Below are 17,629 nucleotides of genomic sequence, written 5' to 3' on the forward strand. Positions count from 1 at the left end.
AAATGCTTCAAACTCGCAAACTATTGGAGGCCATGACCGCCGTCTTCGTCATTGCCATGTCGGCATCGGCCTGCAGCACGAGCCCAAACGACTCGATGCAAACGGGCTCGATCGGCTATACCGCTCATAGCGCTGACTTTGCCCTTCGGCCCGCCTGCCGCGATGGATTCGGCAATGATCGCCCATGCAGCTACTAGCGCCGGGAAATTAGAAGTCTGATTGAATCACACGGCTTCGTCCGGCGGCATCATGCCCGATCGGCGCAGATTTCTAATAGCTACAAGAACGTCCATCGCTCGGCCTGAACCCACCCCCACAGGCCGGATTAAGCGGCTGGCTCTCATAGTAACCGCCGCCGATCGACGACGTCTGGTCGAGGCTTCCGGACGAAGTGCAAGCCGAAATGATCGTGGCAAGAATGATCAGCGTTCCGGTCGCGATAAATGCGAAAAATCGGTTCATCTGAGCTTCTCCTTCGGAAGGGGCATAGTTTTACCCCAAGCGGGCAATCTACCACGCCAGGGCGGATACAGACGAGGATTTATAGCGCCCGACGCTCTCGGCGGCCCCTTCTAACGCCAATGTGATCACCTTTTAGGCCAGCCCCGCCCGAGCCATGCACCGTCACATAACTGTCATGCAAAATTGCACATTGTTATGGCAGCCTGGGCAAAATATATGCTGCCGGCTAACAAAAAAAAGAATGAGTAAACTGCCATGAGTGCCATACAGAAACTTTTCAACCGCAATCTCCTCACCCGTTTCGTCGCCGGTCTCGGTGCTGTTCCCCAGCGTATTCGGAACGCCCGCGAAGAGCGCAAGCCCGCCATCCATCCATCTTTCATGGACGATTTCGGCGCCTAGTCGGACGATTGGCGATCAGCTGACCCGCGTCCCGCGATAGCGATCTCACATGTCACCCCAAATGACATCAGATGTTGAAGCCGTCTGCGGCTCCTGATCAGTCCGCGGCGGAAAATTCCTTCCGGAACCAAATCCGGTCAACGGGCCGGCCTCCCGCATGCCCGCTGACCCTGCCGAATTTGACATATCCGAGCCTCGGATAGAAGTCCGGGGCCTGGGTCGAGAGCGTGTCGACGCAGGCCATGAGGGCGGCGCGGCGGCGGCCCTCTTCTTCCGCCGCCGCCATCAGCTTCCTGCCGATGCCGCTCAGGCACAGCGATTTTGCGACCCACAGATTGCCGATGAAAAGAACCGAGATGGAAACAGCCGCGTTATCCCGCCGGCAAGCTCTCCACTCTCCCGCCAGACGATGGCGAAGGCCCCCCGTCTGATCTCAGCGCTCTCGTTGAAGGCACTTATGCCGTCGGAAATCGCGGTGGCGATCTCGGCCGGGACGGGATCGAACGTTTCGAACAGTGCCTCCTCGTCGTCGATGGTCGCCATATGATAGCGAGCCGTCGGTTCCGGTCCAGCCGTTTCGGCTCGGCGGACGTCCTTGGGGCTTAGGCTCCAACGCGGGCATCTCACACATTTTTCTCTCGCTGCGCATGCGCCTGTCTTTTCCGCCGCAATAGCTTCACAATCAACCGACAGAAAGCTGTTCAGGGAAACAACAACCAAGGAATGAAAACATGGCGCCGAACTATACCAGAACTGTCCTGATGACCGCCCTTCTGGCGCTGCCGCCCGCCGCCGCAGCGCCCGCATTCGCGCAGGAGGCAAAACCGCGCGAGCCGGTAATTTCGGTGACCGGCGACGGCGAATCGTCCATCGCTCCCGATACGGCCGTCGTCAATCTCGCCGTCGTCAAACAGGCGAAAACCGCCCGCGAAGCGCTCGATGAGAACAACAAGGCGATGAACGACGTGCTTGCCGCGCTGAAGAGCGGCGGCATCGCCGAGCGCGACCTGCAGACCTCGGGCTTTTCCATCCAGCCGCAATACAACTATCCGCAGCCGGTCGACGGCCAACAGCAGCAGCCGCAGCTGATCGGCTACCAGACCATCAATTCGATCACCATCCGCCTGCGCGACCTCGCCAAGCTCGGCGCGGTGATCGACCAGTCCGTCAGCCTCGGCATCAACCAGGGCGGCGATATCCAGTTTACCAACGACAAGCCGGACGCCGTCATCGACGAGGCACGCAAGGATGCTGTCGCCAGTGCCGTCAAGAAGGCGAAGACGCTGAGTGAAGCCGCCGGCGTCAAGCTCGGCCGCATTCTCGAGATCAACGAGAATATGCCGCGCGCGATGCCGCAGCCGGTCTATCGCGCCACGATGATGAAGGAAGCCTCCGACGCTGCCGTTCCCGTCCAGGGCGGCGAGAACAACTACAATGTCAGCGTCACCGTGACCTTCGCCATCGAGCAGTAAAATGAAAGGGCCGCGCATCTTTTCAGATGCGCGGCCACCGAACTGCTGACAGTGTCTACCGACTTCCTGCGGATTGAGACACAAACAGAGTTCAGTGTCGCGACATCTTGGCTCTGGAAATCGGCGAGACCAGCCTCTCATCCGGCTGCCGCCACCTTCTCCCCGCTCGCGGGGCGAAGGGACCCCGCCGCGACCTATCCGTTCCCCACCAGCCCCTCGCAGGGCACGTCCCCTCTCCCCGTTTTACGGGGAGAGGGTTAGGGTGAGGGGCAGCCCTTGGCGCGAACCAGACGGGCGTGGACAGGGCCGAGGATGACGCCGGGGAAAGAGCGAGGTTGTCATAAAACTGAACGCCGCGCGTCTTTCCAGACGCGCGGCGCTGTAAAAAGGACTTTCACAAAAAGAAAACCGCCCTTGCCGATCCGGGGAGACTGGCAAAGGCGGTTGTGGCCGCTGCATCGGGGAGACGAGGCGGCATTCTACTTTGATATCAGCGGCGCAGAGCGGGGCAGCCGCGGACATTGGCGAAGCTCATCTCATCGGGGCCGCGACGCGTCCAACCCTGGACGATCACCCGGCGTGGCGTGATGTCGACGACCCGGGCGCGACGAAAGCCGTAATCCCGGGCGAGGTTTTCGGCGAGCTGCGGATTGCAGCCGCGCGACGGGCGGCCGTAGCCCGGAGGTGGACGATCAAAACCCGGCGGCGGACGGCGGTAATCCTGCGGCGGACCACGGTCCGGCTCGCCGATAATGATATTCAACTGGGCGGCGGCCGGGGCCACCGTGCCGGCCAGGGTGCCGGCTGTCAGCATGACGGCAAGACCCGCCTTTGCCAGAAACTGCATCATCAAAAACCTTTTCGTTTGAAAGTCGGGCGGTCGAGCCGCCCTCCCCATTGGTCCGCATTACGCCGAAGCGTCATTTGGGAATCAGTCATACAGGTGAGAGAAGAGACGGCTGAAAGTGTCAGCGTCAAGGCAGAAACGGACCGGAAGCGCCGCAGCGGCGCCTCCGGCCGTTGTCCTCAGCGCCGGATCAGCGGGCAGCCGCGGACATTCGCGAAGATGATCCTGTCCCAGCCGCGCCGGTCGCGCCCGGCTACGACAACGACCCGGGGCGACATGCGGGTGATATGGGCTCTGCGCAGACCGAAATCACGCGCCTTGTTCACCGCATGGATCGGCGAGCAGCCGCGGATCGGACGATGATATTGCGCCTCGACGACGAAGTTCGTCTGGGGCCCGGCGGCCGCCGCTGTCGAAACCGTGGCCGGCATGGAGCAGAGGGCGAGCAATGCGGCCAGCGAGGCCTTGGCCAGGAAATGCGTCATGGAGTGTCTCCGTCGGTTTGATAGGCTCTCCCTTCAGGGATTGTCTCGACAGTAAACGCTGCAAACTGAACGGTGTTCGAACCACCCATTCAGTTTTCATTCACAAGGATTAACTCTCTCACGGGCTGAGATGCAGGACGATTTCGCGCCGGTGCGGGCGGTCGCGATGTTCGAAAAGATAAAGGCCCTGCCATGTGCCGAGCATCAGCCGCCCTTCCGCAACGGGAATGCCCGTCGAGACCTGGGTCAGCGCCGCCTTGATATGCGCCGGCATGTCGTCTGGCCCCTCGGCCCTATGCACGACCCAGCCAAGGCAGGGCTGCCTGGGGCATCAGAGCTTGAGCAGCGTCTCGAAGCCGCCATAGATCATCCGCTTGCCGTCAAACGGCATCTGCCACTGGTCGCCCTTGAGCCTCGGATCGGCCATCACCTTGATATCGTCGCGCTCCTGGCGCGAGCCGTAGACGATCCAGGAAAACACCACCACCTCATCCTCCTTCGCCTGCACGGCGCGGGGAAAGGAGGTCAGCTCGCCATAGGGCACGTCGTCGCCGAGACATTCGACATATTCGAGCGCGCCATATTCCTTCCAGATCGAGCCGGCGAAGGTCGAGAATTCCTTGTAGGCCTCGATATTCGCCTTCGGAACCGCCACGATGAAACCATCGACATAGGACATCTCGCTCCTCCTTTGCGTGTCTGCGCCCGGTTATCACGGAAGAGATAGGAGACTTGCCAAGCGGGTCCAGTTCGCTGCCGAGCGGTTAGCCGCGCCCTTGTCAGCCTCCTGGCATTCAGGGCCCGTTGACCAGCTTGAGGATGAGCTGCTGGATATTGCCGCCGTCACCCATTTCGATCTTGTCGAAGTCACGGCCGCGCTGGCGCTGTCTCTGGGAGATCTCGCCGAGCCGCCGGGTCAGCTCGATCCTGATCTTCTTGCAATCGGGATCGTCGGCAATGGTGAGGCCGACGCTCGTCGTCTCGATCTCATTGACCATCTCCTTGATGGTCTCGCCATGCACCCGCTCATGCGCCTGCACGCCTGATATGAAGGCCTCCCAGCTGCTCTTCACGGCGGCTGGCAGCGCAGCAGATGGTTTCGGCAGCGTATAGGTGATGATGAGCTTCGGCCGGTTGGTCACGATAACGCAGGCATTTCCCTGCGCTTCGTATTTCCTGGTCCAGGTCAGCTTGAATGTCGTATGCGCGATTGCCCGGCCGAAGCCGCCCGCCTCCGGCCCACGCTCGCCGATCGATGCATAGAGCCCGGCCCCCGACGTGCCTGATATCGAATAGGGCCGCACCTCTTCGACCGCCTGCCACTCGGCCAGCGCCACGGCCGGCACGGAGATGAAAAACGCCGCAAGCACATAGGATAGAAAATTTGTCGTCACGGACGGCTCCGCCGAATGTTGTTTGGGGAGAACCTAACGGGAGCACTCGCCGCTTTCAACGCGTCATGCATCCGCTAGCCCTGCAACGTCTTGACCTTGGTGAGATCCGGGAAGAGCCGCATCCACAGGAGCACGACGACAATCGTACCGAGCCCGCCGACAACGCCGGTGGCGACCGGCCCGAGGGCTGCCGCCATCATGCCGGATTCGAATTCGCCGAGCTGGTTGGAGGTACCGATGAACAGCGAGTTGACGGCACTGACTCGGCCGCGCATCTCGTCCGGCGTCAGCAGCTGCACCAGCGAGCTGCGCACGACGACGCTTACCGTGTCGGACGCGCCGACGACGAACAGCGCTACGACGGAAAGTGCAATATTGGTCGAAAGCGAGAAGACGATGGTGGCGACGCCGAACACGGCGACGGCGGCAAGCATCTTGCGCCCGACATTGCTTTCGAGCGGCCGGCGCGCAAGCACGATCGACATCACGAGCGCGCCGATCGCCGGCGCGGCGCGCAAAAGGCCGAGCCCCCAGGGGCCGGCTTGCAGGATATCGCGGGCAAACATTGGCAGCAGCGCGGTCGCGCCGCCCAGCAGCACCGCGAAGAGATCGAGCGAAATCGTGCCGAGCATCACCGGCCGGCTGCGGATGAAGGAGACGCCGGCAAAGACCGAAGCGAGCGTCACCGGCTCGCGCCTAGCAGGGCTCCATTGCATCCGGATGGAGATGACGTTGAAACTCGCAACGGCAAAAAGCAGCGCGGCAATTGCAAAGGGCGCGACGGGATGGAGGCCGTAAAGCAGGCCGCCGAGCGAGGGGCCGATGATCAGCGCCGTCTGCATCATCGAGGTCGAGGTTGCAACCGCCTTCTGCAGCATTGAGGCCGGCACGATGTTCGGCAACAGCGCCGCCATGGTCGGGCGCTCGAAGGCAACGACGGCGCCGAGCACCGTGACGGCGGCGAGGATGCCGGCCGGCGTCAGCCATTGCTGCCAGGTAGCGATCGCCAGCACCAGCGCCGTCACCGCCTCGATCAATTGGCAGACAAGCCCGATGCGCCGCCGGTCCAACCGGTCGGCGACATGGCCGACGACGAAGGTCAGCACCACCATCGGCAGGAACTGGCAGAGGCCGACGAGGCCGAGCGCAAAGGCGCTGTGCGTCTGGTCGTAGATCATCCATCCCATGGCGATGCCAATGGACTGGAAGGAGAGCGAGGAAAAAACGCGGGAGGCAGCGAAATTCAGATAGCCGGGGTGGCGAAGAACGCTCCCCGGTCCTTGGGATATATCCATTGCGATGTCACCGGCCGGCTACGGTCGCGCCAGCCTTTATAAGGAGTTTTTAAGAGGTCGGAGCGGTGTTCTGCCCGAATGGGCGATTTGTCAATCGCAAGGCGCAGCCGCCGCCGGTTTGTACTGGTCTCACCTCGTCAGCATATCAATTATCAATGATCGCTTATATCGGATATCGATTTCCGATATGACAGCCGCATGCCCTAATCTCCTCTTGTCATAAACAAAGAGGCTCTCGATGACCTTTGATACAACCGCAAGCGCACTGACTGCAGGTCAGCATGCAACGCTTGAAACCTTCTACGGCGCATTCACCCGCAAGAACCCCGATCTTCTCGACGAAGCCGTCACATCGGGCTGGCAGGATATTCCGCTCGCCCCCGGCCAGGGTCCCGGCCCAGCTGGGCTGAAGCCGATCATCCTCGGCTTCATCGAATCCCTGCCGGATGTGGAGATCGTTGTCGACGAAGTGATCGGTTTCAACGATCGCGCCGGCGTTCGCGCCCGTATTGTCGGCACCCAGCGCGGCGCGCTCTTCGGCATTCCGGCCACGAACCGCCGGATCGAGATCGCGCTCCATGAATTCCACCGCTTCGAAGGCGACAGGATCTCCCATACCTGGCACCTCGAGGACTGGTTCGGCATGCTGCACCAACTCGGCGCTTGGCTGCCGAAGGCGGTGTCCCTGCATCCGGAGAGCGCGTGATGAAGGCCGCCCGTATCTATGCCCACGGTGTAATCGACGATATCCGGATCGAGGATGTGCCGGAGCCGGTACCCGGCCTCGACGAGGTGCTCATCCGCGTCGAGGCAGCCGCCCTCAATCCAATGGATAACAAGCTGCTTGCCGGATATCTGAAGGACTTCTTCCCCCTCGCCTTCCCCTATACGCTCGGAACCGATCTCGCTGGAACGGTGGTGGCAACAGGTCCGCTCGTCGCCACCGTCAGGCCAGGTGTAAGAGTGATCGCGCGCACAGACCCAACGAGCGGCGGCGCCTTCGCCGAACTGGCGGCCGTGCCCGCCCGACTGGTTGTTCCAATTCCGCGCGATCTGCCGTTCTTAAACTTTGCCGGCCTGCCGACGGCTGCGGCCAGCGCCTGGCAGGCGCTGTTCGAGGCCGGAGCCATCCAGCCCGGCCAATCGGTGCTCATCCATGCCGGCGCTGGTGGCGTCGGCAGCTTCGCCGTTCAGCTCGCAAAGCGTGCCGGCGCGCATGTGACGGCGACAGCCTCTGCGGCCAATCTCGATCTCGTCCGCTCGCTCGGTGCCGACCAGGTGATCGACTATCGCAACCAGGATTTTACTGCCGTCGCTGGGGCCGTCGACCTGGTGATCGACACGGTCGGCGGCGAAACGCTGGAGCGCTCGCTCGGCGTCATCCGCCCCGGCGGCAAGCTCATCGGCCTTTCCGCACCGTTCGACACCGAAGGGCCGAAGGCGCGCGGCATCGATGCGCAGTTTCTCTTTCATGAGAGCGATGCCGGCCGCCTGGCCGCAGTGGCAGCACTCGCCGCAGATCGTCGTCTCCAAAGCGTCATCGGCCAGGAGTTCGCCCTTGCGGACACGGTCGAGGCTTTGCGGTACCTTTCGAAGGGCGGCGCCCGCGGCAAGACCGTGGTGAGACCCTAGAACAGGATGATTTTAGGCCTGTTCGGCCTAAAGTCTGAATCTGTTCTCAATGAAAGAGTTAGAGCATGATGTCGTCCGAAAACCGCTCACACTTTTCGGCATCATGCTCTAAACGAGGCGGCTGATGCCAAAAGCGGGATCAGCGCAATTCCTCGGATTGATCCTGCTTCGCGGCCGCGACGGAGCGGATCAGTTCGCGGAACCACTGCTGCCCGACATGGGAATCGTTGCGGCGATGCCATGACAGCGCAAAGGAGACCGGCAGCAGTTCGATCGGCGGCTTGTGGATCGACAGCCGGGCGCGGCTGTCCGAGACCTCGACGACGCCGCGCATCAGCGTGGCGACGAGATCGGTCTCGGCGACGATCGCCGGCGCCGCATACATTTGCGGCAACGTCAGGCCGAGCCTGCGGCGCAGACCGAATTCCGAAAGCTTCCGGTCGACATGGCCATAACGATCGCCTTCCGGTGATACGAGCAGGTGGTCGAGAGCGACGAAGGTTTCGAGATCAAGACCTCTTGCCGCGGGATGATCGGCGCGGACGATCGAAACGAAGCTCTCCTCGAAAAGCAGCCGGGAAAGGATGCGTGGCGACGAGGAGACCGGCACGCCGACCGCCGCATCCACCTCGCCGGCGTCGAGCATCTCCACCGCCCTTTCCCGGGCAACGAAACCCTTGACGTCGACGCTGATTTTTGGCGCGGCCTGCCTGATCGCCGCCAGCAGTTTCGGCAGAAGCACGAAGGCTGGATGTTCGGAAAGACCGAGCCGGAACGAAGCCGATGACGACCGCGGATCGAAGACGCCACTGAAAGCCAGCGCCTCTTGCGCATGCCGCAGAGATTTTCCGATCGGCTCGGCCAGATCGAGCGCCCGCGGTGTCGGCTCCAATCCGCTCGGGCTGCGCACGAAGAGCTCATCCTGAAAAAGCTGCCGTAACCTGGCAAGTGCTGCACTCATTGCCGGCTGGGTGCGGCCGATGCGGGCGCCAGCCCGGGTGACGCTGCGCTCCGCCATGATCGCGTCGAAGGCGACGAGGAGGTTGAGATCGACCGCTTGAAGACTATTCATGATGTGGATGATGCCCGTCAACTACTATAGACTGGCAGCATGTTGAAAACCCTCTTTATGTGCAAGAGCCGTTGACGTTTAGCGCGGCTCCCTGGAGATGCTGAGATAGCCGGGATCGAATTCGGCGATCTCCTGCAGGCGTTCCCAGTCGACGATGGTAATCGTTCGGTACTCCCAGGTGAACACGCCCTCGCGCCTTAGGGCCTGCAATGTCTTGTTCAGGTGGACGACGGAGACGCCGAGCACGTCGGCCATCTCGATCTGCGTCAAAGGAAACTGGAAGCTTGGGCCGCGCGTCCGCTTCACCACCTGCAGCCGCACGAAGAGCTCGCAGACGAGATGGGCGATATGGGCGCGCTTGGAGCGCCGGCCCATGGCGACGATCCACTCGCGGTGGATGGCGCCATCGACCAGCGTGTCGAGCCAGAGCAGCCGGGTCAGATGCGGCATGCTTTCGGTGATCGCCCTGAGGTCGGCGTGATCGGCGAAAGCGACGCGACAGGACGACATCGCAACGACGCCATGATCCATCTTCTTGATTGGGAAAGCGTGCAGATCGACAAAATCGCCAGCGACGTGCAGCGCGGTGATCTGACGACTGCCATCGGCCATCACCCTGTAGCGGGCCGCAAAACCATCGAGCAGCAGCGTGCTGTAGGTCGGACGGCTTCCTTCGGAGACGAGATCCTCTCCGGCAAGGAAGTGCCTCTCCTTGACGATGATCGCTCTGAGATGACTTTCCTCCTCAGCCGACAACACATCGCGACTTGCAAGGTTCAGCAGCAGCGGCTCGATCACGGGCTTGTCTGCCGATGTAGGAAAAGTCTCCCGATCATTTCGATGCGACCCATATTTTCTTTAAGAATCAATGCCTAACCTCGGAACAATTGTCTTCTCTGTGATTTCTCCCTGTGACGCGCAGGAAGAAACATGGCTCGCTACTATTTCGATCTACACAACGGCGAAGGTCCCACGCGCGACGAGCACGGCACCGAGCTCAAATCTCGCGAAGACATTCCGAAAGAAGTGACCCGCATCCTGCTGGATGTGGCCCGTGACGAACTGCCGGCGGGCGATCGCATGACCATCGCCGTCACCGTTCGCGACGAAAGCGGCGAGCCGGTCACGGTTGCCAGTCTCGTCTTCAGCAATGAATGGCTCGACGTCTTACGATAGCGGCGGCCGTTCAAAGGTTGCCGCCGATTACACATACGCACCAATCCGACTCGGTCGATTAGCGCGACGCTAAGTCCCGCCTTCACCGCGGGCAATTAAATTTGACATAGTTTCCGAATGCTTTGGTCTGGATCGAGGGGGATCACAGCCCAGCAAACCGATCACGGCTACTTCGGAATTTCTTCGAGAATCAGTCGTATTTCCGCAAGCGGCGTACGGCTTTCATCGAAGAGTTCCACCGACATCATGTTCAGAGGTGCAGCAGGCAGGCCTTCGGCGGCCATCTCAGCCAACACGCGCCGTGCCTCCGCTTTCGCGGCTTCGATGGATTCAAAATCATAGGCCGTCTCGGTCGTCCCGGCGCCATCACGATCGAAAAGTTGAAAGTAGAATTTCGGCACGACGCACCCCGCTAAATGAGCCTAACGGGCTGGCAGCACACAAGTTCCGCCGAAACGGGTTTCCGTGTCATGCGTATCGTCAGAAGGCGCCGGCTTCCGGAGAGGCCATCTCCTCGATGCCATCGACACGGTCGGGATAGAAGGCGAGATGGTCCTTGATGCTGCTGACCGCGGCATTCGGCGCCTCATAGGTCCAGACGGCATTCTTCGAGCGCTCGCCGCCCGGAATGATGCTGTAATAGGAGGCGTCGCCCTTATAAGGGCAATGGCTGCTGTGGTCGGTGCGTTGAAGCAGCGACATGTCCACATCCCTGCGCGGAATATACTGCACCGGCGGATAGGAGGCCTCGCGCAGCGTCAGCGCATTGCGGGTATCGGCAATCGTCTTGCCACCGAGCATGACGACGACACGGGAGGGATTGTGCTCGACGGTGATCGGATGATCCGGCCCCGGAATCTTGATCGACTTATCTGACATCGGGTTCGTCTCCAGAAGCTATCGATCGCATAGAGATAGGGCGGGCATGCGGCCGGCCCAAGGCCCCGAACGCAGCTATCCCTGAAACGCTGCGTCCTTAGAATTCGAAACGCGGCGATACCGGACTTAGCATCGCCGTTTTCGGCGTCGCCGGCCAGTGCCGTGCAAGCGCATCCGCAACTGTTTCGACCAGCCTGGCGATGTCATCGCCGGTCGAGGCGTGCAGGGCCTCGGCAACGATCAGCACCGAGCGCGTGGTCTCCCGCACCGCCGAAAACCCACTCTGCCGGTTCGTCCAGCGCCGCGCATGCGCGTTCTCCCCGCCATCTGCGAAGATCACTTCGTTCGGCTCCGGATGTTCGCTCTCGCCGGCGAAGGTGAGATAGGTCTCGTCACCTTTGGCTCGCCGGACTTCGAGATCGCCAACGATCTTTTCAGTGTCGAAGACGGCGATCGGAATGGCAAAGGCGAGCGAAATCGCATTGCAGAGATCGATGAGCGGATGCAGGCGCGGCGGCGCATGTTCGTGGCGGAAGCGACGCAGCAGCGCCTCGGAAGCGCAGCGGTATTGCGTCGGCTTCAGCCCCATACGGGAAAAGCCGCGCCGCCAGGCCTGGATTTCGGGGAATTCGCCTTCCTGCGCTCGCGTCAGCCGGGCCTCGGCGATCGCGTTGAAGTCTGCGATCGCCGCCTCGACATCGGCATTCGCATGGATCCCTCCCACATGCAGCACACCGGCGCGGAGCTCCGGAAAGGCCTGCCATATGGCATCGGAATGGCTGAACTGCATCACCTATCTCCCCTGGCAAGCTTCATTCTACGGCTCCCGGCAAAGGCAAGCCCGAGCACGGCCGCAAGCACACAGGCAATGCCGGCGATCTGGTTGAGCCCGACCGGCTCGCCAAGAATGATGAACGCAAACATGACGGCGGAAATCGGCGCCAGCGCGGTGAAGAGCGCGGCCTCCGTGCCACTCACCCTTTCTGCCCCCGCATACCACAGCAGAAATCCGCCGACGGTCGGCACCAGCGCATAATATACGACGGCGGCGACAGCGCTTGCGGAAATACCATGTGCGAAAGGCACTTCGAACATGGCCGGGATGGCGGCGACGATAAAACCGATGCCGGCCATCAGCGTCGACTGCGCAAGCGGCGCTATCTCCGTCTTCAATCTTTTGTTCAGCAGGATGAATAGCCCTTCGCAGACGACGGCCAGGAAGATCAGCGCATTGCCGGCCAATGATCCGCCTGCCGCATCCGGCGTGGAGGCGATCGACAGCACGCCTGATGTCGCAAGCGACACCGCGAGAAGCAGGGCGCGCTGCGGGCGTTCGCGAAGCAGCAGGATGGAGATTGCGGCCGAAACCACTGGCAGCGTGCCGATGATGACGCCGGCATCGGCCGCCGAGGTCAGGCTGAGGCCGGAGATCAGCAGTGTCGTATAACCGACGCTGCCCGCCCCGGCCTGGATGATGAGGATGAGCCGGTCATGTCGGGAAAACCTCGGCAGCCGCGCGCCGGTCGCCCACATCAGCAGGAGTAAGACCGGAAAGGCGATGGCAAAGCGCAACGCGGTGGCGCTGAACGGCGGCAGACCCGACGCGATCAGCTTGCTGGCGATCACCGTGCTTCCGACAGTCAGCATCGCCAGCGCCAGATAGACATAACCTTGAACCTGCCTCGACATTCAGCGCCTCCTGTTGGATGCGCCGAGAAAACAGCAGGATTAGATCAGGGTCTTGAACGAAATTGCAGGTGCAAAGTAGGCGCTCAGAGAAAGGCGCCGGCATAGAGGCGCGGCGACAGGCCGTATTTGCGCACGAAGACGCGCGTCATGTGGCTCTGATCGGCAAAGCCGCTGGCAAAGGCCGCTTCCGCGAGCGGCATGCCCTGAGCGATCAGCCGGCGAGCGATGTGGATGCGGGCCTGGACGAGATAGGCATGCGGCGTCAATCCGGTCGCCTTGGCAAAACCGCGCAGCACCTGGAAACGGCTGAGCCCGCTTTCCCTGGAGAGATCGGCGAGGGAGACGGCGGCAAGCGGATCGTCATCGATCAGATCTCGGGCCGCACGGATCGACGCCGGCACCGGTGGTCGCTCTTCGGCATCACAGCGCTCCCGCATGACATCGGCGACGAGTTGCAGAATCAGTTCCTCGCGAAGCAGCCGATCCGCCGCTCGGCCGCGGGTCACCGCGTCAAACAGCGTCTCGAAACGGGCGGCGATCGCCGCATTGCGGATGACCGGATGCGGGATTTCCGATCGCCTCCCCCCGCCTTCGCTGATCTCTTGCGACAGGCCGCCGACGATGCCGCGATCGAAATAGAGGATGCGCCACGACCGCACCTCGCCGATCGGGGCGCCATCATGCACCTCGTTCGGATTGACCGTGATGATGTCGCCGGCCTCAGCCTCCACCATGCCGCGGCCGCTAAGCGACGACTGCGCCCCGGCGGAAATCAGGCCGATGCCGAACTGCTTATGCGTATGCCGCGGAAAGCTGTGATGCGTTTCCGCCTCCACCGCTTCGACGCCTGATAGCGCCGAGCGCAACATCCTGAACTGGTTTTTCGCCATCATCTGTCCGCAGGTTCGATCGCCGGCCACTCTGCCAGCCGCCGTGAGATGACGCAATCATGGGGCCAGACTGGCTGCCTAGAAGAATTCGTCGAGCAGCTGATAATAATCAAGTCTCGCCAGATCCGTGGCCGGCATGCCGTAGCGATCGAGGAAGGGCTGCACCAGCGCCTCGCCGAAATTATAGGCGACGCTGCGGCAGGCGAGTGCAATATCCTGATAGCGGTCAGCGACGCCGAGACGACTGCAGTCGATATAGCCGGAGAACCCGTCTTCCGAAGCGATGAAATTCGGCAGGCAGGCATCACCATGGGTAACGACGAGATCCTCGCGGTCCGGCCTCCCGCTTTGGAGTTCGGCAAACAGAGCTTCGGCACTCTTTCCAAGCCGCGTCTCATCGAAATCGGTCTCGTCGACTATGCCGGCCTGCATCCGTGCTTTCGCCGCCGCGATACGCGTCTCCAGCCGATGGTCGAAGGAGCAGGATGCGATCGGCAGGCGATGCAGGTCAAGAAGTGCTGCAGCCAGTAGCTCGACCCGCGCAAGCCGCGTCAGCACAGATGCACTGGCGAGGTCACTCCCGGACAGCGCGCTGATCAGCAACCGGTTGTGCACACCGTCGCTGTCCTCTTCGATGATATCGGGACATGGCAGACCGCAAGCCTTGAGCCAGCGAAGCCTGGCTGCCTCGTCGGCGAGTTCGCCGAAATCGCCAGCCTCTTCGACCTTCAGATAAAGCTTCGACAACCCGAGAGCTTCCAGCCGGAAGACGCGCGCGGCGGAACGGCCGAGCGCATCGCGTTCGAACCGGTAACCGGCCAGACGGGCATCAAGCGCGCCCGCTGATGGTGGTTGATCCTCTTGGAAAATCGACATGATATCTAGGCCATTGATGCTGGCGCATTGTCCCGACAAGGCGGGGACCGCAAGCGGCGCGATCGGTCAGCACACATTGGCAGACTGAGCGAGCCTTCTTCGACCTCAATGAACGGTTTCGGTGGGCGCGGCTTCGAGAAGGATTTCGAAAGCCTCTTCCAGAGCAGCCACCAAAATATCGGTCAGCTCATCGCCTTTGTTTTCCAGGAACACCGCACTCACGGCTTCGTCCTGTCGCTCAAAAAAACGCTCGATCTCATTCGACATATCATTGTCCTCTTCTTCACCGGAATCATCACGGCCATGGGGAGAGGCTAGGTGCGGTTCCTTGCGCGTGGCTTGTTCCCGAATGATAGGCAATCCAGGATTGCTAGGACTATTCACGAATTTCATATTTCGCATACTGACTGCGGGGGATCAATCCGCCAACTTCGTGGGCAAACGACACGACTTTCGTCGCGTCCTCATTCACCTCGCAGCGGAAACGAACCTGGTACCAGCCCTTGACTGTGCCAAAGGCGGCATCTCTCACATCAAGGATGGTACCGGTTCGCAATCCAAAACTAGGCAATGCGGATGGGAAATAACGCGGCGAACCGTGAACGAGTTGGCCCTGAAGCTCGGTGGCGCAAAGCGTGGCCACTCGCTCTTTGCGCGGAAGACCGCTGACCGCAGTTTGCGCAAACAAACTGCCATCTTCCGTCCGTGAAAACAGAGTTTTTGCCTTGGGCAGATCATCTTTAGCTATCACTTTCGGTTTCTCAGCGGTCTGCTGCTCCGGCGGCTTGGCCCGCTCGATACTTGTATTGGCTTCGCCAGAGACGCCTGTCGGCGGCCCATTACGCTCTGGGGAAACCTCAGTCGTCGCGACCTCAGGAAGCTTCACATCGTCCGGCACCGGCTTTGAAGGAGGCTCCTCAGTTTTTGGTTTTTCTGCAGCAGCCTTTGTCGGCATCTGCGCCGGTTCGGCATCGTGCCGCGGCGGAGTTGTTGCGGGTTTGGTTTCGCCCTGAGGAGAGTTTCCCGCCAACGACTTTTCGGGGCCGCTATTTCTGTCGCCAAACTCGATGACAGGGCTCAGAGTCGGCATAGGCTTCGGCTTGGCTTGCTCGGGAGTCTTGCCGGCCGGTGGTGGCGGTGGTGGAGGCGGCGGAGGCGGAGGTGGTTCCTTCTTGGCCTCTTCCGGCGGCTTCGGCTCCGGTGGTTTTTCCTTGGGCTCCGGTTTCTTGTCCTCCGGCGGCGGAACGAGCTCCACCTTCACGCTCTCGTCTTCAACAGGCTTCGGCTCGATCGTCGGCAGCCCGAAAATCAGAAGAGCAAGGATAGGAATATGCGCAACAACGGACGCGACGACGCCCCAGCGGATTTCAGGCCGCTGCTTTCCCGTTTCGTGCTGCGTTTCCGCCGGTTCTACGTCTTCTTCTGTCACAGCAGCGATGTGGCCTCTAAAGCCGGCAGCATCAAGCCACAAAAGAAAAAAACCGCGTGATCGAGCAGCGATGAGGGCTATTGGTCGGCCGCTCCATCGTCGGCCACCAGATTGTGCTCCTGCCATTCATCTTGCGGAATGGCATCGCCGACGAGGAAGGCGAAGGACACGACCTTGCCGGAGACGGTATCAAGCTCACATTTGAATTTGATGTTGTACCACTTCCGTTTGCTACGGAAGGCGCCGCCATTCACCTCGACATTGTTGCCGCTGACCTGCTCCGCCGCCATCGCATAGGGCGCAAGCGCATCCGGCGCCATGGCCGGCTGCGCCCGGCGCACCTGCTCCAGCGCCTCGAGATCACAGAGCTGCAGATTGCGCTCGCCGCCGGCAAGGCCACGCAGTGCCTCGCGGGCGCGGCGACTGCGCGGATCGGCAAGGACCTTGTCGGAAAACAGCTGCCTTGCCTCGACGAATTCCGCCGGCTTTGGCGTCGGCGGAGTAATCGGTGCCACAGTAGGCATTGCCGCAGCAGGCGGATTATTCGAAATGGGCGCAGCCGCCTCGGCTTCAGGCTCTGCGGCCTCAGGCTTGGCCTGTTCCGGCGAAGGCGCCTTGGTTGGCTCGGGCATGTTCAGCGATTCCATAGCCTGCGGGACGATCTCCACTGAGAGGCCGTCATCCGGCGATGGCAGCGGCGGCTCGGCCTTCGGCAACAGCAGCAGCAGGAGCAGGATCGCGATGGCATGCAGCGCGAACGACGCCGCAGCGCCCCGCTGGATCCCGTCATCCCATTTGCCCGCCGCCAGTTCCATCGGTCAGGAAGCGGCTGTCGGACGATCGATGACGATCATGAAACTGAGGAGCGCTTTCATCATGAGCTTGCCGAAAAGTCGGGCCGGAGCCTGCCGCGGAAATTGAAGCACGCCGCAACACTGCCAGCGCAGCGAGTGCTCCGCAACATCTAAGATCGACGATCGCCGGCCCTAGAGCCTTTCCGGGTTAGATTGAAGCATTCTGCCGGAGCAGGTTTTCGTCAGGGCAGAGGCGATTGGCGACGAGCATACCCCAAGGTACGTCCGAGCCGATCGCCTCTGATCCTGGCGGAAAGATGCCCGGCCCTTCGGGTTGGCTGAAACGGGCCGGCTGATCGACCGGCCGGCTTGGCCGTAGAGCTTGGCTACGACGCGCGCCGGCCGGTCGATCATCCGACTCCGTTTGAGCCAACAGAATGCTGCAATCTAACCCGGAAAGGCTCTAGCTACCCGAGCGAGCCGATGAGATCCCGGTAGGCGGCCTCCGGGAACGCCTTCAGCGTCTCCGTGCGGACATTGCCGCCCATCGCCAGCGAGAGGGTAAAATGCGCCATGACTGCGTCATCGGGCGCCTCGCAGACGGCGACCATGTCGTGCCCGCCCATCGTCAGAAAGAACTGGTTGAAGGAGCCGCCGACGCCGGCGAGCAACTTCTTCGCCGCATCGAGCCGTTTTGCCGAGTCGCGGACATTGCGGATGCCCTGATCCGTCCAATTGATCAAAAGAATGTAAGTGGTCATGTCGCACCTCCCAGAGCATGCGCCGAAAAGTGTCAGCCGTTTTCGGACGACGTCATGCTCTATTTCTTTGATGT

24 protein-coding genes and 2 pseudogenes are annotated in these 17,629 nt (G+C 61.5%); 6 read left to right on the plus strand and 20 right to left on the minus strand.

Annotated features, from left to right (window positions below; translation table 11 throughout):
* Positions 1-2: 2 nt before the first annotated feature.
* Positions 3-197: a hypothetical protein gene (locus N2A41_RS14650; protein ID WP_017965184.1), complete on the plus strand. Its 195-nt coding sequence runs from the start codon at positions 3-5 to the stop codon at positions 195-197.
* A 73-nt stretch (positions 198-270) separates the two neighbouring features.
* Here the strand turns inward: N2A41_RS14650 and N2A41_RS14655 are convergent, their stop codons facing one another.
* Positions 271-462: a hypothetical protein gene (locus tag N2A41_RS14655; RefSeq protein WP_260109093.1), complete on the minus strand. Its 192-nt coding sequence runs from the start codon at positions 460-462 to the stop codon at positions 271-273.
* Between the two features lie 255 nt (positions 463-717).
* Between N2A41_RS14655 and N2A41_RS14660 the strand changes: the two genes are divergently transcribed.
* Positions 718-864 carry a hypothetical protein gene (locus tag N2A41_RS14660; protein ID WP_003541569.1) on the plus strand — a complete coding sequence of 49 codons (147 nt, stop codon included), beginning with the start codon at positions 718-720 and terminating at the stop codon, positions 862-864.
* Between the two features lie 97 nt (positions 865-961).
* On the opposite strand, the pseudogene N2A41_RS14665 reads toward N2A41_RS14660, so the two are convergent.
* Positions 962-1,407, minus strand: a pseudogene (locus tag N2A41_RS14665) (GNAT family N-acetyltransferase).
* 188 nt (positions 1,408-1,595) lie between these two features.
* Between N2A41_RS14665 and N2A41_RS14670 the strand changes: the two are divergent.
* Positions 1,596-2,336 (plus strand): SIMPL domain-containing protein, encoded by a 741-nt coding sequence (locus tag N2A41_RS14670; RefSeq protein WP_170276370.1) that lies wholly within the window; start codon positions 1,596-1,598, stop codon positions 2,334-2,336.
* Between the two features lie 490 nt (positions 2,337-2,826).
* On the opposite strand, the gene N2A41_RS14675 is transcribed toward N2A41_RS14670, so the two are convergent.
* The 6 genes and pseudogenes from N2A41_RS14675 to N2A41_RS14700 form a co-directional block, all read right to left on the minus strand.
* The gene (locus N2A41_RS14675) at positions 2,827-3,186 is read right to left on the minus strand and encodes a hypothetical protein (RefSeq protein WP_017965188.1); all 360 of its coding nucleotides are present in this window, start codon (positions 3,184-3,186) and stop codon (positions 2,827-2,829) included.
* 176 nt (positions 3,187-3,362) lie between these two features.
* Positions 3,363-3,668, minus strand: a complete 306-nt coding sequence (locus N2A41_RS14680; RefSeq protein ID WP_162119546.1) for a hypothetical protein — start codon at positions 3,666-3,668, stop codon at positions 3,363-3,365.
* Positions 3,669-3,786: 118 nt separating this feature from the next.
* Positions 3,787-3,987: pseudogene (locus tag N2A41_RS14685) on the minus strand (YjbQ family protein); the annotation flags it as partial.
* A gap of 12 nt (positions 3,988-3,999) precedes the next feature.
* Positions 4,000-4,347, minus strand: a complete 348-nt coding sequence (locus tag N2A41_RS14690) for a DUF1428 domain-containing protein (RefSeq protein WP_260109094.1) — start codon at positions 4,345-4,347, stop codon at positions 4,000-4,002.
* A 115-nt stretch (positions 4,348-4,462) separates the two neighbouring features.
* Entirely contained in the window at positions 4,463-5,062 is a 600-nt protein-coding gene (locus N2A41_RS14695; protein WP_260109095.1) for a DUF922 domain-containing Zn-dependent protease, read from the minus strand.
* Between the two features lie 74 nt (positions 5,063-5,136).
* On the minus strand, positions 5,137-6,357 hold the full coding sequence (locus tag N2A41_RS14700; protein WP_170254893.1) for an MFS transporter: 1,221 nt from the start codon (positions 6,355-6,357) through the stop codon (positions 5,137-5,139).
* Positions 6,358-6,595: 238 nt separating this feature from the next.
* Here N2A41_RS14700 and N2A41_RS14705 point away from each other — a divergent pair, with 238 nt between their 5' ends.
* Both N2A41_RS14705 and N2A41_RS14710 read left to right on the plus strand, forming a co-directional pair.
* The gene (locus tag N2A41_RS14705) at positions 6,596-7,063 is read left to right on the plus strand and encodes an ester cyclase (RefSeq protein WP_260109096.1); all 468 of its coding nucleotides are present in this window, start codon (positions 6,596-6,598) and stop codon (positions 7,061-7,063) included.
* Entirely contained in the window at positions 7,063-7,989 is a 927-nt protein-coding gene (locus tag N2A41_RS14710; RefSeq protein WP_260109097.1) for an NADP-dependent oxidoreductase, read from the plus strand. The genes N2A41_RS14705 and N2A41_RS14710 overlap by 1 nt, the downstream gene beginning before the upstream one ends.
* Positions 7,990-8,128: 139 nt before the next feature.
* Here N2A41_RS14710 and N2A41_RS14715 read toward each other — a convergent pair whose 3' ends face one another.
* On the minus strand, positions 8,129-9,061 hold the full coding sequence (locus N2A41_RS14715) for a LysR family transcriptional regulator (RefSeq protein WP_162119552.1): 933 nt from the start codon (positions 9,059-9,061) through the stop codon (positions 8,129-8,131).
* Between the two features lie 78 nt (positions 9,062-9,139).
* Complete coding sequence (locus tag N2A41_RS14720) at positions 9,140-9,859, minus strand: Crp/Fnr family transcriptional regulator (protein ID WP_260109098.1); 720 nt, start codon at positions 9,857-9,859, stop codon at positions 9,140-9,142.
* Between the two features lie 132 nt (positions 9,860-9,991).
* Between N2A41_RS14720 and N2A41_RS14725 the strand changes: the two genes are divergently transcribed.
* A complete protein-coding gene (locus N2A41_RS14725) occupies positions 9,992-10,237 on the plus strand; it encodes a DUF6894 family protein (RefSeq protein WP_162119554.1) in 246 nt (81 codons plus the stop codon).
* Between the two features lie 167 nt (positions 10,238-10,404).
* Here N2A41_RS14725 and N2A41_RS14730 read toward each other — a convergent pair whose 3' ends face one another.
* The 10 genes from N2A41_RS14730 to N2A41_RS14775 form a co-directional block, all read right to left on the minus strand.
* On the minus strand, positions 10,405-10,638 hold the full coding sequence (locus tag N2A41_RS14730) for a DUF6894 family protein (protein WP_162119555.1): 234 nt from the start codon (positions 10,636-10,638) through the stop codon (positions 10,405-10,407).
* 79 nt (positions 10,639-10,717) lie between these two features.
* On the minus strand, positions 10,718-11,116 hold the full coding sequence (locus N2A41_RS14735) for a DUF427 domain-containing protein (RefSeq protein WP_260109099.1): 399 nt from the start codon (positions 11,114-11,116) through the stop codon (positions 10,718-10,720).
* A 97-nt stretch (positions 11,117-11,213) separates the two neighbouring features.
* Positions 11,214-11,906, minus strand: a complete 693-nt coding sequence (locus tag N2A41_RS14740) for a B3/B4 domain-containing protein (protein ID WP_260109100.1) — start codon at positions 11,904-11,906, stop codon at positions 11,214-11,216.
* Positions 11,906-12,805: a DMT family transporter gene (locus N2A41_RS14745; protein ID WP_260109101.1), complete on the minus strand. Its 900-nt coding sequence runs from the start codon at positions 12,803-12,805 to the stop codon at positions 11,906-11,908. Before N2A41_RS14745 ends, N2A41_RS14740 begins: the two co-directional genes overlap by 1 nt.
* 83 nt (positions 12,806-12,888) lie before the next feature.
* Entirely contained in the window at positions 12,889-13,695 is an 807-nt protein-coding gene (locus N2A41_RS14750) for an AraC family transcriptional regulator (RefSeq protein WP_260111054.1), read from the minus strand.
* A 78-nt stretch (positions 13,696-13,773) separates the two neighbouring features.
* Positions 13,774-14,571, minus strand: a complete 798-nt coding sequence (locus N2A41_RS14755; protein WP_260109102.1) for an APH(3') family aminoglycoside O-phosphotransferase — start codon at positions 14,569-14,571, stop codon at positions 13,774-13,776.
* Between the two features lie 105 nt (positions 14,572-14,676).
* Positions 14,677-14,964, minus strand: coding sequence for a hypothetical protein (locus N2A41_RS14760; RefSeq protein ID WP_260111131.1), 288 nt, complete (start codon positions 14,962-14,964; stop codon positions 14,677-14,679).
* Positions 14,948-16,042, minus strand: a complete 1,095-nt coding sequence (locus N2A41_RS14765) for a DUF930 domain-containing protein (RefSeq protein ID WP_260111055.1) — start codon at positions 16,040-16,042, stop codon at positions 14,948-14,950. Before N2A41_RS14765 ends, N2A41_RS14760 begins: the two co-directional genes overlap by 17 nt.
* A gap of 35 nt (positions 16,043-16,077) precedes the next feature.
* Positions 16,078-16,815: a DUF930 domain-containing protein gene (locus tag N2A41_RS14770; protein WP_260109103.1), complete on the minus strand. Its 738-nt coding sequence runs from the start codon at positions 16,813-16,815 to the stop codon at positions 16,078-16,080.
* 446 nt (positions 16,816-17,261) lie between these two features.
* Positions 17,262-17,555: a GYD domain-containing protein gene (locus tag N2A41_RS14775; RefSeq protein WP_017965212.1), complete on the minus strand. Its 294-nt coding sequence runs from the start codon at positions 17,553-17,555 to the stop codon at positions 17,262-17,264.
* Positions 17,556-17,629 lie beyond the last annotated feature (74 nt).

Source organism: Rhizobium sp. SRDI969, assembly GCF_025152725.1.
GTDB classification, from domain to species: Bacteria; Pseudomonadota; Alphaproteobacteria; order Rhizobiales; family Rhizobiaceae; genus Rhizobium; species Rhizobium leguminosarum_I.

Coding starts and splice junctions, on each gene's coding strand:
- N2A41_RS14650 (WP_017965184.1), top strand. CDS start 3: ATGCTTCAAACTCGCAAACTATTGGAGGCCATGACCGCCGTCTTCGTC.
- N2A41_RS14655 (WP_260109093.1), bottom strand. CDS start 462: ATGAACCGATTTTTCGCATTTATCGCGACCGGAACGCTGATCATTCTT.
- N2A41_RS14660 (WP_003541569.1), top strand. CDS start 718: ATGAGTGCCATACAGAAACTTTTCAACCGCAATCTCCTCACCCGTTTC.
- N2A41_RS14670 (WP_170276370.1), top strand. CDS start 1,596: ATGGCGCCGAACTATACCAGAACTGTCCTGATGACCGCCCTTCTGGCG.
- N2A41_RS14675 (WP_017965188.1), bottom strand. CDS start 3,186: ATGATGCAGTTTCTGGCAAAGGCGGGTCTTGCCGTCATGCTGACAGCC.
- N2A41_RS14680 (WP_162119546.1), bottom strand. CDS start 3,668: ATGACGCATTTCCTGGCCAAGGCCTCGCTGGCCGCATTGCTCGCCCTC.
- N2A41_RS14690 (WP_260109094.1), bottom strand. CDS start 4,347: ATGTCCTATGTCGATGGTTTCATCGTGGCGGTTCCGAAGGCGAATATC.
- N2A41_RS14700 (WP_170254893.1), bottom strand. CDS start 6,357: ATGGATATATCCCAAGGACCGGGGAGCGTTCTTCGCCACCCCGGCTAT.
- N2A41_RS14705 (WP_260109096.1), top strand. CDS start 6,596: ATGACCTTTGATACAACCGCAAGCGCACTGACTGCAGGTCAGCATGCA.
- N2A41_RS14710 (WP_260109097.1), top strand. CDS start 7,063: ATGAAGGCCGCCCGTATCTATGCCCACGGTGTAATCGACGATATCCGG.
- N2A41_RS14715 (WP_162119552.1), bottom strand. CDS start 9,061: ATGAATAGTCTTCAAGCGGTCGATCTCAACCTCCTCGTCGCCTTCGAC.
- N2A41_RS14725 (WP_162119554.1), top strand. CDS start 9,992: ATGGCTCGCTACTATTTCGATCTACACAACGGCGAAGGTCCCACGCGC.
- N2A41_RS14735 (WP_260109099.1), bottom strand. CDS start 11,116: ATGTCAGATAAGTCGATCAAGATTCCGGGGCCGGATCATCCGATCACC.
- N2A41_RS14740 (WP_260109100.1), bottom strand. CDS start 11,906: ATGCAGTTCAGCCATTCCGATGCCATATGGCAGGCCTTTCCGGAGCTC.
- N2A41_RS14745 (WP_260109101.1), bottom strand. CDS start 12,805: ATGTCGAGGCAGGTTCAAGGTTATGTCTATCTGGCGCTGGCGATGCTG.
- N2A41_RS14750 (WP_260111054.1), bottom strand. CDS start 13,695: ATGGCGAAAAACCAGTTCAGGATGTTGCGCTCGGCGCTATCAGGCGTC.
- N2A41_RS14755 (WP_260109102.1), bottom strand. CDS start 14,571: ATGTCGATTTTCCAAGAGGATCAACCACCATCAGCGGGCGCGCTTGAT.
- N2A41_RS14760 (WP_260111131.1), bottom strand. CDS start 14,964: ATGAAATTCGTGAATAGTCCTAGCAATCCTGGATTGCCTATCATTCGG.
- N2A41_RS14770 (WP_260109103.1), bottom strand. CDS start 16,815: ATGGAACTGGCGGCGGGCAAATGGGATGACGGGATCCAGCGGGGCGCT.
- N2A41_RS14775 (WP_017965212.1), bottom strand. CDS start 17,555: ATGACCACTTACATTCTTTTGATCAATTGGACGGATCAGGGCATCCGC.